We start from the raw sequence: 14538 nt of genomic DNA on the forward strand, positions 1-14538 counted from the left end.
GTTCCAGATCCCGGTGTTGGATCTGGGAGCCCGACAACGCAGCGAGCGGGCAAATGGGCCGGAGCCAGGCCTTCCGGCACCACCACACACCCCCTAGTTCCGGGGCGAATCAGACGCTTCGGCAACCCTGAAAGCCGAGACGAATCCACGTGTGCCCCGGTCCGTTCGGGCCGGGGCACACGCATACTCAGGGGACGAACCGTTGGAGCGTGAGCTACCGTAACGATTCGAGTGCGAATTTTTTCAGTGAACCCGAGTGAATGGTGGGAGCAGTGGCCGACCTCAAGCGCCTGGTCATCGTCGAATCCCCGGCGAAGGCCAAGACGATCTCCTCGTATCTGGGTCCCGGCTACATCGTCGACTCCTCCCTCGGGCACATCCGCGACCTGCCGCGCAATGCCAAGGAGATCCCCAAGAAGTACAAGGACAAGGCCTGGTCGCGGCTCGGCGTGGACGTCGACAACGACTTCGCGCCGCTGTACATCGTCAACCCCGACCGCCAGGCGCACGTCAAGAAACTCAAGGGCTACCTCGCCGAAGCCGACGAACTCTATCTGGCCACCGATGAGGACCGCGAAGGCGAAGCGATCGCCTGGCACCTGCTGGAGACGCTGAACCCGAAGATCCCGGTGCGGCGCATGGTCTTCCACGAGATCACCCCGCAGGCCATCGCCGAGGCCGTCGCCAACCCGCGCGAGCTCAACCAGGACCTGGTCGACGCCCAGGAAGCGCGCCGCATCCTCGACCGCCTCTACGGCTACGAGGTCTCCCCGGTGCTGTGGAAGAAGGTCATGCCCCGGCTGTCGGCCGGGCGCGTCCAGTCCGTCGCCACCCGCATCGTCGTCGAGCGCGAGCGCCTCCGCATGGCCTTCCGCTCCGCCGACTACTGGGACGTCTCGGCGAACCTCGCCACCGACGACGGCCAGATCTTCAAGGCCTCCCTCATCGCCGTCGACGGCGACCGCGTCGCCACCGGCAAGGACTTCGACTCCGCCACCGGCCGCGTCAAGGGCAATGTCGTCCACCTCGACGAGGCCGGCGCCCGCGGCCTGGCCACCCGCCTCGAAGGCCGCGATTTCACCGTCCTCAAGGTCGACAAGAAGCCCTACCGGCGCCGCCCCTACGCGCCGTTCATCACCTCCACGCTCCAGCAGGAGGCCGGACGCAAGCTCCGCCTCTCCTCGGCGCAGGTGATGCGGGTCGCCCAGCGGCTCTACGAGAACGGCCACATCACCTATATGCGGACCGACTCCACGAACCTGTCCAACACGGCCGTGGACGCCGCCCGCGCCCAGGCCGCCGAGCTCTACGGCGCCCAGTACGTGCCCGCCGAGCCGCGCCGCTACTCCCGCAAGGTCAAGAACGCCCAGGAGGCCCACGAGGCCATCCGCCCCGCCGGGAACAAGTTCAAGACCCCCGCGCAGCTCAAGGGCCAGCTGCAGGCCGAGGACTGGCGCCTCTACGACCTCATCTGGCGCCGCACCCTCGCCTGCCAGATGGTCGACGCCACCGGCAACTCGACATCGGTGCGCTCGCGCGGCGTCTCCACCTCCGGGGAAGAGGCCGACTTCGGCGCCTCCGGCAAGACCATCACCAACCCGGGGTTCCTCCTCGCCTACGTCGAGTCCATCGAGGACGGCGACGCCGACGACACCGAGAAGCGCCTCCCCGAGCTCACCGAGCGCCAGCACCTGGCCGAACGGGGCCTGGAGGCCGCCGGGCACACCACCCAGCCGCCCTCGCGCTACACCGAGGCCAGCCTCATCAAGGCCATGGAGGAGCGCGGCATCGGCCGCCCCTCCACCTACGCGTCCATCATGGAGACCATCCAGAACCGCGGCTACGTGTTCAAACGCGGCCAGGCCCTCGTCCCCTCCTTCCTCGCGTTCGCCGTCGTCGGCCTCATGGAGCAGCACTTCGCCCGCCTGGTCGACTACGACTTCACCGCCGGCATGGAGAACGAGCTCGACTCGGTCGCCGCCGGCAACGAGCAGCGCGTGGAATTCCTGCGAGCCTTCTACTTCGGCGGCGACGCCGGCGAAGGGACCGTGGCCGCCTCCGGCGGGCTGCGGCACCTCGTCGAGGAGGAACTGGGCAAGATCGATGCCCGCGGGGTCAACTCGATCGGGCTGTACACCGACGGCGAGGACCGCAAGGTCGTCGTCCGCGTCGGCCGCTACGGCCCCTACCTGGAGCGGACCTCCCCGGCGCAGGCCGAGGCCGGCGAACCGGGCGAGCGCACCTCCATCCCCGATTCCATGGCCCCCGACGAGCTCACGCCCGGGAAGGTCGAAGAGCTCTACGAGCTCGGCGCCGGCGAAGGCGAGATCGGCACCCACCCCGAGACCGGGGAGCCGGTGTACGCCAAGAACGGACGCTACGGCCCCTACGTCATGTCGGGCGAGAAGACCTCGTCGCTCCTGACCGGCCAGAAGCTCTCCGAGCTGACGTTGGACGACGCCGTCAGACTGCTCACCCTGCCGCGACTGGTCGGCAAGGACGCCGAAGGCGAGGAGGTCCGCACCGGCCTCGGCCCGCACGGCCCCTACGTCAAGAAGAAGCGCGACTTCCGCACCCTCCCCAGCGAGGAACAGCTGTTCACGCTGACCATGGAGGAGGCCGAGCACCTGCTGGCGCAACCGAAGACGCGCGGCCGCCAGCAGGCGCAGACGCTCCTCAAGGAGCTCGGCCCCGACCCGGTCACCGGCAAGGAGGTCACCCTCAAGGACGGCCGCTTCGGCCCCTACGTCACCGACGGGGAGACCAACGCCTCCATCCGCAAGACCGACGCCATCGAGACGCTCACGATCGACCGCGCAGCCGAGCTGCTCGCCGAGAGGCGCGAGAAGGTCGCCGCGAACGGCGGCCCCGTGAAGAAGACCGCCAAGAAGGCGGCGAAGAAGACCGCGGCCAAGAAGACCACGGCTAAAAAGGCGACGGCTAAGAAGGCCACGGCGAAGAAGACGGTCAAGAAGGCCGCGAAGAAGACCACCGCCAAGCAGACGACGGCCAAGAAGACCGCCAAGAAGACCGCCAAGAAGACCGCCAAGAAAGCCGCCAAGAAGGCGGCGCCGAAGAGCGAGGACTAGCGCCGCAGGCGGTCGGTGAGCCGCCGCAGCCGGCTCCGCGTGTGCGACGACAGGTCCAGACGCAGCAGGTCCTTCGTCGTGTAGTCGCCGAAGGTGACCTCCAGGTACAGGTCCCAGCCGCGCCGAATCCGCTGCTGCGCCGCGGCCAGTTCACGCAGCGGCACATCGACGCTGAACTTCGCGTCGCTCTGGTCGACCGGGAACGCCAGAACCGTGTCCGTGCCCCGCAGCTCGCAACGCAGCACCGCACTGACCCGGTCCTTCGGCACGTGCGCGAACGTCAACCTGCCCTGGAGATGCCGGTAGTCCCCGAGACGCTCGTCGACGGTGATCCCCGCGCGCAAGGGATACAGGGCACCGACCTCGACCGCCCACCGCTCGAAATCCGGCTCCGTCCAATCAGGGTGCGCCGCGAAGAGCCCGTCCGAGCGGCCCGTCAGTTCCACGGTGTCGAACTCGTCCTTGAGTCGCACGATCTCCTCGCAGCTCGCGGTGGGGAGCGCCGCGTACAGCACCTGCGCGGCCGGCTTCAGCTCCCGCACGGTCGCCGGGGTCCCCCACTTCTCGAACAGCCCCCGGATCTGGGCGTGCAGTTCGGCCTGCCGCTCCCGGTCCTTCACCCGTCCCATGTGGTGGATGGCGCTCTTGCACTGCAAGTGGAAGAGCCGCTTGAACAGGTAGCCCTCCCGCCTCGGGCTCAGATTGAACTCGCGGATCGCCGCGCAGGTCTGCTCCACGGTATTGATCCACTGGTAGGCCGCGGCGGCCGCGTCGCGCCGCCCCAGGGCGGTGACGTTCCCGCCGTCATCGCGTCTTCGCAGGTACATGTAGTCGTAGTCATTGAGGATGGAGATGGACTCGGCGTGCAGGAACGCCCGGGTCACGAACACCGAGTCCTCGCCGAACAGCATCCCGGTGGGGAAGCGCAGGTCGTGCTCCCGCAGCAGGTCGGTGCGGAACAGCTTCCAGGGGCCGACGCTCCAGAACGCGTAGGAGTCGAACACGGTGGTGCGGGGCAGGTGCTTGAGGAAGGCCTGCTTCTTGTCCGCGCGCCCGTTCGCGCCGACGATCTTGCCCATGACCACATCGGTCTGGTGATTCTCGGCCGCCGCGACGAGGCGCTCGATCGACTCGTCGCCGAGCCAGTCGTCGGCGTCGAGGAAGAACACGTACTCGCCCCGGGCCTCGGCCAGGCCCCGGTTGCGCGGCGAGCCGGGGCTGCCGGAGGCCTCCTGGTGGATCAGCCGGGTGTTGTCCGGATGCTCCCGGACCCACTGCCGCAGCACCTCGTCGCTGCCGTCGGTCGAGCCGTCGTCCACAATGATGTGTTCAATGTTCTCGCGCCCGAACGACTGGCGCTGCACCGATTCGAGTCCCTCTCGCAGATAGCCGGCGGCGTTGTAGACCGGCGTGACCACGCTGACGCGAATGCCGTTCATGGAAGCCCCTTGATAGGATCGGTGCTAAATAGCACAAGCGGGTCATATGTTGCAATAGGGGCATAGTAATTGCTCAGTGAACCCTGAGTGAACGAGAACGTGAATCGGACGGGTGATTTCGGCGCGGCGGGCGTCGGCGGCCCGCCATGATGCAGGCCGGAAGCGGACGCGCGCTTTCGTTGCGGTGTGTCGTATTCGACATTCGGATGCGATCGGACACGCAACCACCAGGGGCATTACGGGCGTCTTCAATCACAGATAGGCTATTTTCTTGCGCGGAGGCAACCGGGCGGTGCCGCAAAGCGTCAGAGAATTGTGGAGGGTGCTTAGTGTTGAGCATCGACGGTCCGTTGTGGATAACAGTGGCAGTCCTTGAAAATAAGTCTCGAAGATGGGTTTCGAAGGCATGCGTATTACATTTCTCGTCCGTAACATCTGGGGCATCGGTGGCACCATCAAGACCACCCTGAATACGGCTGAAGCGCTGCTTGACCTCGGGCATGACGTCACCATCGTCTCCTGTGTGAGGCACACGGACGAACCCGGATTCCCCTTTGACCCCCGCCTTCGCATCGTCAATCTCTGGGACGTCCGCGATCCCGCCAAGGGCGGCGACAAACTGTCCCTTATGAACAAAATTCTGCGGAAGCGTCCGTCATACTTGGATTCCGACAAGGTCAACAACATGGTCGAGTCGTCCGTGCTGTTCGACCGGAAGGTCAAGCGGTGCCTCCGCGACCTGGACACGGACGTAGTGGTCGGGACCCACGTCAGCATGAACCTGTACATGGCGAAATACGGGCACGGCGACTACGTCAAGGTCGCCCAGGAGCACATGTACCTCGACTTCTACTCCGACGGCACCCGCGAGCGAATTCTGCGTGAATACCCCTCTCTCGACTCGATCGTCACGATCACCGAGGCCGACGCCAAGATCTACCGCGAGGCCATTCCCGAGCACGCCGACAAGGTCGTGCGCATCCCCAACTCGATTCCCGGGAGCCCGCTGCCGCCCTCGGAACTGGCCGAGCCGGTCGTCATGACCGCCGGGCGCCTCACCGGGATGAAGGGCTTCGACATCCTCATCAAGGCCTTCGCGCAGGTCGCGGGGGACTATCCGGAGTGGAAGCTCAAGATCTTCGGCCGCGGCAAGGACCGCAAGAAGCTCCAGGGCCTCATCGCCGAATACGAACTCGAATCGCGCGTCGAACTGCCCGGCGCGGTCTTCCCGCTGGACGAGGAGTGGCGCAAGGCCTCGATCGCCGCGATCCCCTCCCGGTTCGAGCCGTTCGGGCTCGTCATCGTCGAGGCGATGGCCTCGGGCCTCCCCGTGGTCGCCTCCGCCGTCAAGCACGGCCCGCTGGAGATCATCCAGAGCGAGGAGAACGGCCTGCTGGTCGCCCCCAAGAAGCCCACGCAGCTGGCCAATGCGCTCTCGCGCCTCATGGGCGACGAGAAGCTGCGCCGCCGCTTCGCCGAAGAAGGCCTCGTGACCGCCAAGCGCTTCGAACCCGAACAGGTCGTCGGCCTGCACGTCGAGCTGTTCGAGCAGCTGCTCAAGACCAAGTGAGTCCGGACGGCCGAGCGAGACGGGTGGTCGCCGATCGGGGCGGGCCCGGCCCGTCCGCCGGGCGTCCGCACCGCGGCCGAGTCCCTGCCCGCCCGCGCCGGAGCCGGTTCGGCTCAGCGCTCCAGTAGCGCCTCGGCCACGGCCAGGTCCGTCGGCTCGGTGACCTTCAGGTTCCGCTCATCGCCGGGCACGACGCGCACCGGCACCTGCGGCAGGAACCGCAGCACCACCGAGCAGTCGTCGGTCGCCGTGAAGCCCGGCTCGGCCTCGGCCGCCGCATACGCCGCCCGGATCACCGAGAACCGGAAGCCCTGCGGGGTCTGGACGCGTCGCAGCCGCGAGCGGTCCGGCACGGCCGCGATGGTCTCCATCCCCGAGTCCCCGTGAACCTCGATCACCGTGTCCGAGGCCGGGACCGCGACGGTCACCGCGTCGCACTCGTCCAGGGCGCCGGCCACCTCGGCGATGATCTCGCCGGTCACCAGCATCCGCGCCGCGTCGTGCAGCAGCACCTTGCAGTCCTCGCCCGGCGCCACATGGGAGCCGATCCAGCTCAGCGCCGCCAGCGACGAATCCGAACGCGACGCGCCCCCGCCGATCACGTCGGCGAGCTTCGTCACACCGGCCTCGTTCGCGATCCTTCGCGCCTGGTCGCCGTAGCCCTCGGCCATGACCACCAGGATCCGATCCACCTCCGGCGCGGCCTCGAACGCCTCCAGCGTGTGGCCCAGCACCGGCTTGCCGCGGACCTCCAGCAGCTGCTTGGGCACCGGCCCGCCCATCCGCTTGCCCGTGCCCCCGGCCAGAACCACCGCGAACACGGCGACCGGCGTCTCTGTACTCTCGGCCACGCGTAACTCCTGATGCCTCGGGGCGCGGATGTGATCTGAGCGCGAGAATACCGGCCTCAAAACGGGGTACAGACGGTGACGACGGGTCCATGGGAGCGCGCGCCTGTGACCGGCGCGTCCATACGGTGTTGGGCCTTTCGTAATTGCCCGTTTAGCTAGGTAAACTGCACGAATCTTGCACCCTATTCAAACGAGGTGGCACCCAATATGTCCACGAACATCGTGATCCTTGCGGCCGGCGTCGGCTCCAGGCTCGGCAAGCCGCACCCGAAGCCGCTCACGCCGCTCAACACCGGCGAGACCATCCTCGGCCGCTCCCTGCGCCTGCTGACCTCCCGCTTCAGCCGCCAGTCGATCCACCTCGTCGTCGGGTTCAAGAAGGAGATGATCATGGAGGAGGTGCCCGACGTCGGCTTCATCTACAACCAGGCCTACGGCGACACCAACACCTCCAAGAGCCTCCTCAAGGCCCTCAACATCCTCGGCCCCGGCGGCGTCCTCTGGCTCAACGGCGACGTCGTCTTCGACCCCCAGGTCCTCGACCTGCTGCTGCCGCACATCGCCATGGACCGCTCCTTCGTGTCCGTCAACACCGCCAAGGTCTCCGACGAAGAGGTGAAGTACACCCTCGGCGCGGACGGCTACATCAACAAGCTCTCCAAGCGCGTCACCGAAGGCGCCCTCGGCGAGGCCGTCGGCATCAACTACGTCTCCGCCGACGACCGCGCCCTCGTCGCCAAGCGCCTCGCCGAGGTCGACGACCAGGAATACTTCGAAGGCGGCATCGAGGCGGCCATCGAGAAGGACGGCGTCAAGTTCGAAGCCGTCGACATCTCGCAGCACAACGTCATCGAGGTCGACTTCGCCGAGGACCTCGCGAACGTCAACCAGGCCTTCAAGTAGCCGACCGACCCACCCCCCAGCCCGAAGGGACGCCCGCGCGGCGCCCCTCGCAAGACCCGAGTTAAGGCACGGCGAGTTGAAGAAACTGCTCAAGTCCAGGACCATCCGACTCAACCTGCTCGCGGTGGCGGCCGTCATCTCATCCGTGGCACTGCGCGGCACCCCCTGGGTGACCCTCGTGCTCGCCTTCGCGGTGTTCGGCACCATCGCCTGGCGCAACCGCGACTCGGTCGCCTCGATGCGGATCGCCCGCACGCTCACCTCGCTCGCCGTCCTCATCGAGGTCTGGTACTCCGGCGGCGCAGGCCGCTGGCCGCTCCTGATCGCCGGGGTCCTCGTCACGCTCTACCTGGCCTACGCCGACATCGTCGCCAAGGCGCTCAACGTCGGCTACCTCCAGACCGTCGGCTTCGACATCGAACGCACCCGGCGCGAGCGGTGGACCACGCCGCCGTCCATCGGCCGCATCATGAACGCGCTCACCGTCCTGTACGTGCTCGCCGACATCCCCGCCGGGCCGCTCACGAACGCCACCGACCTGGTGTTCCTCGTGATCGCGCTGGCCGCGTTCGGGTGGACCGGCACCGCCGTGCTCTCGGGCTACCTGCACCGCCGCCGCGAATCCCACCCGGTCGACCTCAAGGTCATGACCGCCGTCCAGCGGCTCCAGCCGAAGTACGTCATCCACTTCGCCGGCGCCCGCGAGTCGGAGTACCAGCTCAACATGTGGCTGCCGTACTTCGAGCAGGTCGGCGACCCGTACATGATCATCGTCCGCGACCGGTACCTGCTCGACAGCATTGCCGCCCGCACCAGCGCCCCGATCGTGCTCGTGCCCGCCCAGTCGGTGCTCGACTCGATCCTGCCCGAGAGCGTCCGCGCCGCCTTCTACGTCAATCACGCCGTCAAGAACGCGCAACTCATCAAGCTGGACAAGTACATCCACACCCAGCTGATGCACGGCGACTCCGACAAGGCCATCAGCCGCAGCCCGGTCTCGCTCATGTACGACCGCGTCTTCGTCGCCGGGCAGGCCGGCATCGACCGCTACCACCGCCACGGCGTCGACATCCCGAACTACAAGTTCAAGAAGATCGGCCGCCCGCAGCTGCACGACCTCCAGGTGGGGCGCCGCGACAAGCTGGAGTCCGACCGCCAGGTGGTGCTGTACACGCCGACCTGGACCGGTCTGACCGCCGACGTGAACTACTCGTCCCTCAAGGAGGGCAAGCGGATCGTGGAGGCCCTGCTGAAGCGGGACGTCACGGTCATCTTCCGCACCCACCCCTATACGCGGACCAATGCGGCCTACCAGGCGCTGGCGGACGAGATCAAGGCGATCATCGCCGCCGACGCGGCCGCGACGGGCCGGGCGCACCTGTGGGGCTCGCAGGCCGAGTCGGAGGTGACGCTGTCGGACTGCATCAACGCCGCCGACGTGGCGATCTCGGACATCAGCGGCACGGCGTCGGACTGGCTGTACTGCGGCCGGCCGTTCGCGATGACCGACCCGAAGGGCTTCCGCGAGGACTACCTGGAGGAGTTCCCGCTGGCGAAGGCCTCCTACCTGTTCGATCCCCAGGCGGACAACGTGGAGGAGGTGCTGGACGAGCTGCTGGTCACCGACTCCAAGGCCTCCGTCCGCGCCGAGGTCCGCGAGTATTACCTGGGCGACATCGAGCCGGGGGACCTGATCGGCGTCTTCGCGAACGAGGTCAAGGCGACCTACGCGAAGCCGGTCCACAAGACCGCCATCGGCACCTCGGCTCTCCCACCCGAGCTGATCGGCAGCTAGCGGCTCGACCGGGAAGGTTCACCGGGTGACGGCGGAGTCCGTTCCACCGCCAACCTCCCCGGTCGAGCCACCGGCCATGAGAACGCGAAAGCCCCGCCGTCGCGAGGACGGCGGGGCTTTCACGTTTTGGCATTCAGCCGCCGCGTGTGTTCGGCGCGAACCCGCACGGGCGTATCGCAGGGACTGGAGAGGCATCCGTCAACGAGGTGTTCCGCCGAACCAGGCGGTGAGGGTCTGGATCAGGGATTCGATGGCCTGCCTGCTCTCCGGCACGTCATCGGCCCAGGCCAGGTAGCCGTCGGGACGGACCAGTACGGCGGTCCACGGCAGCGGCTGCGGGCCTTCGGCGCGAACCACCGACAGATCGGCGTGCCACGCGGCGGTCTCCTTTTCGGCGCCGGTGCGGTCATCGAAGAGGAGCAGCAGCGGCCTGCCGTCCGTCAGCAGTTCGGAGACGCTGGTGCGCCGACCGGTATTGGCCTCCTGCAAGGGCAGATTGGGAAGGAACCGGCCGGTCCAGCGGGAGGCGCCAGGCGGAGCCGGGTAGCAGACCTCCTGATCGCTGATCATGTCGCCGAGGCGGCGGTTGACGGGATCGAGCTCCATGAGGGACATGAAGAGGTCCCGGAGTGGGTCCCAGGCGGGATCCGGGTTCATCAGCGCCAGCTGTGCCCGGGTGTTGTCGACGACGCGCTGGGCGGGAGGACGCCGTTCAGCGTCGTAGGAGTCGAGCAGCGTGTCATCGCCGGAGCCGTCGCAGGCCAGAGCCAGCTTCCAGCCGAGGTTGAGCGCGTCCTGGACACCGAGGTTCAGCCCCTGTCCGCCGACGGGGAAGTGCACGTGCGCGGCGTCCCCGGCCAGGAGGACGCGGCCCCTGCGATAGGTCCGGGCCAGGCGCGAGTAATCGCTGAAACGGTCGAGGTGTTGCGGATCGGTCATCGGGATATCGAAGCCGGCGATGCGGGAGACCTCACTCCGCAGTTCCTCAAGGGTCGGCTGCCGGTTCCGGTCGGGGCCCGGGCCGCTGAAGTCGATTGCGGCGACGCGGCTGTGGCCGAAGGGGTTGGTGCCGATGACGGTCCAGCCGCGCTCGGTCCTGGTCCAGCCGGCCGGCGCCGCGAACGGGTCGGTCAGCCGGACCATGCCGAGCAGGGCGTTGCTGCGGGGCGCGTGGGCATCGCTTTCGAAGCCGCACGAAGCCCGCACGAGACTCCGGGCGCCGTCGGCGCCGACGAGATAGTCGGCCTCGACGCTGGGGGAAGCAGTGCCTTCGATGAAGACGGTGACCCCCGAGTCGCGGACGTCGATGGCGGTGGCAGTGGCGCCGCGGAGGATGCGGGTGCCCGCGCGGCGCGCCTCGGATTCGAACTGCCGCTCCAACGCGCCCTGTGGACAACCGACGATCGGCGGCCCCTCCACGGCCGGTCCGGAGATGGCCAGGCCGGGCATCCCCGCGAAGTGGAACGGTGCGGTCAATTCCTCTTTGAGGTCCGCGGCACCGATCTCGGGGGAGGGGAAGTAGCCGCGGCGATGGAGGGACTGGGCGGTGCGGGCATGAAGGGTGCCCGCCTTGGGTACGTCCAGGGTCCGCTCATTGCGCTCCACCACCACGGTCGAGACGCCGCGGCGGGCGGTCTCGGCGGCGATCAGCATGCCGACGGGGCCGCCGCCGCAGACGGCGACCTGGAAGCGGCGGGACTCGGACACGGAGGCCACCGTCGGGTCACCGACCCGAATCGGCGCGGCGCGGCGCGGCGCGAGCCAGCACGGCTATGAAGAGGAAAATGACCGCGCAGACGATCGCCATGGACCACAGGAGAGTGTGGAAGGCCCCGTCATAGGCGGCGGGGGCGGCGTTGCCGCCTGCGATCGCGTCGGTGCTGAGCTCGGCCAGGAGGGATCCGAACACGGCCACGGCGATGGCCTCGCTGCCGAGGCGCAGGGTGTTGAGGAACCCGGCGGCCATTCCAGACTTCGCGGGCTCGACCTGGGCGAGTGCCTGGGCGTCGACGAGGCCCGCCGAGAGGCCCATGCCCGCGCCCGTGATCAGCATGGGCAGGGCCATGACGGCGATGCCGGTGTCCGGTCCGAGCAGGAGGAGCGCCAGGTCGCCGACGACGAGGCAGGCGAGGGAGGCGTAGACGACCGTGGTCGCCCGGACGCCTTTCTCGACCAGCGTGGTGCCGACGAGGGGCAGGACGAGGACGGGGAGTGTCAGCAGCAGCATGGAGAGTCCCGCCGCGGTCGCGCTCGCCTCGGTGACCTCGCTGAGGTAGGTCGGCAGGTAGGTCAGCATCGTGACGAAGCCGAACGATGCGGCGACCGGGACCAGCGAATAGGCGAGGTAGGGCTTGTTGCCCATGAGGGAGAGGTCGAGGAGCGGTGCGTCGCTGCGTTTGGAGAAGTAGGTGAACAAGGCGAGGAGGAGCACTGCGGCGAGGGCGACGCCGAGGGTCCGCGGGGAGGCCCAGCCCCATTGCGGGCCTTGGACGATCGCGTAGGTCAGGGCGAGCATACCGGCGACGAAGGCGACGGTGCCGGGGATGTCGAGTCGGCCCGTGACGCGTTCCTCGGTGCCGCGCTTCATGACGGGTACGGCGACCAGGACGAGGACCAACAGGATCGCCTGGAGGCCGAAGATCCACCGCCACCCGAGGAAGTCGACGGTGGGTCCGGAGAGGGTCGGGCCGACGGCGACGCCGATGCCGGCGACGGAGCCGAAGAGCGCGAAGGCCTTGGCGCGCCTGGGTCCTTCGAATGTGGTCGAGATGATCGCGCTGCCACAGGCGAAGATGGCGCCGCCGCCGAGGCCGGCGAGGGCGCGGGCGCCGTCGAGCACGTAGATGTTCGGGGCCACGGCGCAGATCACCGATCCGGCGGCGAAGATCGTCGATCCGGCGGCGAAGGCCTTGACGCGCCCGATGCGGTCGGCGAGCGAGCCCCAGATGAGGGTGAAGCAGGCGAAGGCGAGGTTGAAGGCGTTGACGACCCACTGCAGTGTGGTCGGGGAGGCGTCGAGGTCGGCTCCGATGTGGGGCAGGGCCACGGCCGTACCGGAGATGGAGGTCGGCACGACGAAGACCGCGAGGAGGACTGCGACCAGGGTCAGGCTGCCTCCCTTGCCGGGCGCGGCCTCGGTCGCCGTTTTCTGGGCGGTGGTCGGTTCGGGCACGGGGACTCCAGTCACAGATGAGGTGATGATCTCGTAGGTATGAATTTTATTGGACCTACGGTAGCATTGGTACCCGAGGAGGGCAAGCGGTAACCTGGGGGAACTCGCCCAAGCCTGCGAAAGAGGCGCTTGCAGGAAAAGTAAGGAGTTCGCCGTGCCCGACGCCGAAGGCCACCCATTGCCGGAGGAGATGGATTTCCAGACAATCCTCAAAGCACTCTCTGATCCGATGCGATACGAGGTCATCGCAACATTGGCGACAGCGGAGGAGGGAGCGAAGCGCTCGTGCGCCTCCTTCGGACTGCCGGTCTCCAAGTCGACGCTCACCTATCACTTCCGGGTGCTCCGGGGGTCCGGCCTCATCAAGCAGGTCGATCTGGGCAACAGCCGAATGGCCCAGTTGCGACGCCAGGACATTGAACGGCGATTCCCCGGACTGCTCACCCTGATCGTGGAGAACCGGGCTGGATGACGCGCGAGCGGCGGCCGGGCCCGGCCGCCGCTCGACATCAGGTGGTCACCAGCGGACCGGCAGCGATACGGGGCGGCGGAGGATGACCCCGCTGTCCCAGGGAAGCGTCTCGGGTTCGGCGGTCAGCTCCATGCCGGGGAACTCTCGCGCGAGCGCCGCGACGAGCTCGCCGATCTCCATGCGCGCCAGTGCGGAGCCCATGCAGTGGTGCATGCCGTAGCCGAACTGGAGGTGCCGCTTTCCGGTCCGGTCCGGATCGATGGAAAGCGGGTCCGCGAAGGCCTCCGGGTCGCGGTTGGCCCGGAAGGCGTCGGGGTAGACGACGCTCCCCTCGGGGATCAACCCTTCGCTGCATTCGGTGTCGCGCCCGGCGATCCGCGGGAACGCCGAAATGTTGCCGAGAGGGATGAGCCGGATCAGCTCGTCGACGACCTTCGGCGCGAGGGACGGGTCGGCGGCGAGACGGCTCCACAGCTCCGGCCGGCACAGGAGGGCGTAGACGATCTTCGAGGACACCGACAGGACGTTCTGGTCGGCGCCGAGGAGCGACCCGAGCAGGATGCCGACCAGTTCCTGGTCGCCGAGCGGCGGCTCGGCGGAGTCGCGACCGGCGTCGAACCGGTCGATGAGCCCGCCTCCGATCCGCTTCCTCTGCCCGGTCGCCAGCGCGATGAGATAGGTGTACAGGTCGGTGAACTGCTCGACCAGCTCCGGTACGTGCTCGTGGGAGGCGATCTGGACGGTCCGGGCGAGGGGCCGGTAGAAGGCGATGTCCTCGTCAGGGATGCCGAGGAAGACGCCGTTGACCCGCGCGGGCAGCTCGTCGAGCACGTCCCGGTACAGGTCGGGTTCGGACTGTGACCGCAGGACCTCGAACCGCTCCTTGAGGATCCGACGCAGCTCCGGGCGCAGGCGCTCCACTCCGGCGGCGCTGTAGTCGGCGTTCACGAAGCTCCGCACGCGGGCGTGGTCCGGCACGTCGAGGTTGAGCAGCAGCTCTTTCGGCATGATCGTGGGAAGGAAGCTCGGGCCGTCCTCCACATTGGTGGCCGTGCGCCCGAATGTCGTGTCGGTCAGGACGGCATGGACGTCGCGGTACTTGGTCAGGTGGAGCGCCGTGTGTCCGCTGGGAAGGCGGATCTGGGCGACTCCGGAGGCGCTGCGCTCTGGCAGGACCTCGAAGGTCGGGATCGGGTCGAGGTTCGGTATGCCCTCGATGGTCGGCGAGACGGTCGGGGTCATGATCG

10 protein-coding genes are annotated in these 14538 nt (G+C 67.9%); 5 read left to right on the plus strand and 5 right to left on the minus strand.

What is annotated here, in order from left to right:
• Positions 1–263: 263 nt before the first annotated feature.
• Positions 264–3089, plus strand: a complete 2826-nt coding sequence (gene topA, locus FAB82_RS01480; protein WP_425461574.1) for a type I DNA topoisomerase — start codon at positions 264–266, stop codon at positions 3087–3089.
• Here topA and FAB82_RS01485 read toward each other — a convergent pair.
• Complete coding sequence (locus tag FAB82_RS01485) at positions 3086–4528, minus strand: glycosyltransferase family 2 protein (protein ID WP_136532767.1); 1443 nt, start codon at positions 4526–4528, stop codon at positions 3086–3088. The two genes, topA and FAB82_RS01485, sit on opposite strands and share 4 nt — an antisense overlap.
• 406 nt (positions 4529–4934) lie before the next feature.
• On the opposite strand from FAB82_RS01485, the gene FAB82_RS01490 reads away from it, so the two are divergent.
• Entirely contained in the window at positions 4935–6098 is a 1164-nt protein-coding gene (locus FAB82_RS01490; RefSeq protein WP_168801371.1) for a glycosyltransferase family 4 protein, read from the plus strand.
• A gap of 113 nt (positions 6099–6211) precedes the next feature.
• Here FAB82_RS01490 and ispD read toward each other — a convergent pair whose 3' ends face one another.
• Positions 6212–6949 (minus strand): 2-C-methyl-D-erythritol 4-phosphate cytidylyltransferase, encoded by a 738-nt coding sequence (ispD, locus tag FAB82_RS01495; RefSeq protein WP_211116302.1) that lies wholly within the window; start codon positions 6947–6949, stop codon positions 6212–6214.
• Positions 6950–7156: 207 nt separating this feature from the next.
• On the opposite strand from ispD, the gene FAB82_RS01500 reads away from it, so the two are divergent.
• Entirely contained in the window at positions 7157–7852 is a 696-nt protein-coding gene (locus FAB82_RS01500; RefSeq protein WP_136532769.1) for a phosphocholine cytidylyltransferase family protein, read from the plus strand.
• 76 nt (positions 7853–7928) lie between these two features.
• The gene (locus FAB82_RS01505; protein ID WP_136532770.1) at positions 7929–9647 is read left to right on the plus strand and encodes a CDP-glycerol glycerophosphotransferase family protein; all 1719 of its coding nucleotides are present in this window, start codon (positions 7929–7931) and stop codon (positions 9645–9647) included.
• Positions 9648–9845: 198 nt separating this feature from the next.
• Here the strand turns inward: FAB82_RS01505 and FAB82_RS01510 are convergent, their stop codons facing one another.
• Together FAB82_RS01510 and FAB82_RS01515 are read right to left on the minus strand one after the other, a co-directional pair.
• Positions 9846–11354 (minus strand): FAD-dependent monooxygenase, encoded by a 1509-nt coding sequence (locus FAB82_RS01510; protein ID WP_211116303.1) that lies wholly within the window; start codon positions 11352–11354, stop codon positions 9846–9848.
• A 16-nt stretch (positions 11355–11370) separates the two neighbouring features.
• Complete coding sequence (locus tag FAB82_RS01515; RefSeq protein WP_211116304.1) at positions 11371–12819, minus strand: MFS transporter; 1449 nt, start codon at positions 12817–12819, stop codon at positions 11371–11373.
• A 154-nt stretch (positions 12820–12973) separates the two neighbouring features.
• Here FAB82_RS01515 and FAB82_RS01520 point away from each other — a divergent pair, with 154 nt between their 5' ends.
• Positions 12974–13291 carry an ArsR/SmtB family transcription factor gene (locus FAB82_RS01520; RefSeq protein ID WP_136532772.1) on the plus strand — a complete coding sequence of 106 codons (318 nt, stop codon included), beginning with the start codon at positions 12974–12976 and terminating at the stop codon, positions 13289–13291.
• A gap of 45 nt (positions 13292–13336) precedes the next feature.
• Here the strand turns inward: FAB82_RS01520 and FAB82_RS01525 are convergent, their stop codons facing one another.
• Positions 13337–14533, minus strand: a complete 1197-nt coding sequence (locus FAB82_RS01525; RefSeq protein WP_136532773.1) for a cytochrome P450 — start codon at positions 14531–14533, stop codon at positions 13337–13339.
• Positions 14534–14538: the final 5 nt, after the last annotated feature.

Source organism: Glycomyces buryatensis (assembly GCF_004912275.1).
Classification (GTDB): Bacteria; Actinomycetota; Actinomycetes; order Mycobacteriales; family Micromonosporaceae; genus Glycomyces; species Glycomyces buryatensis.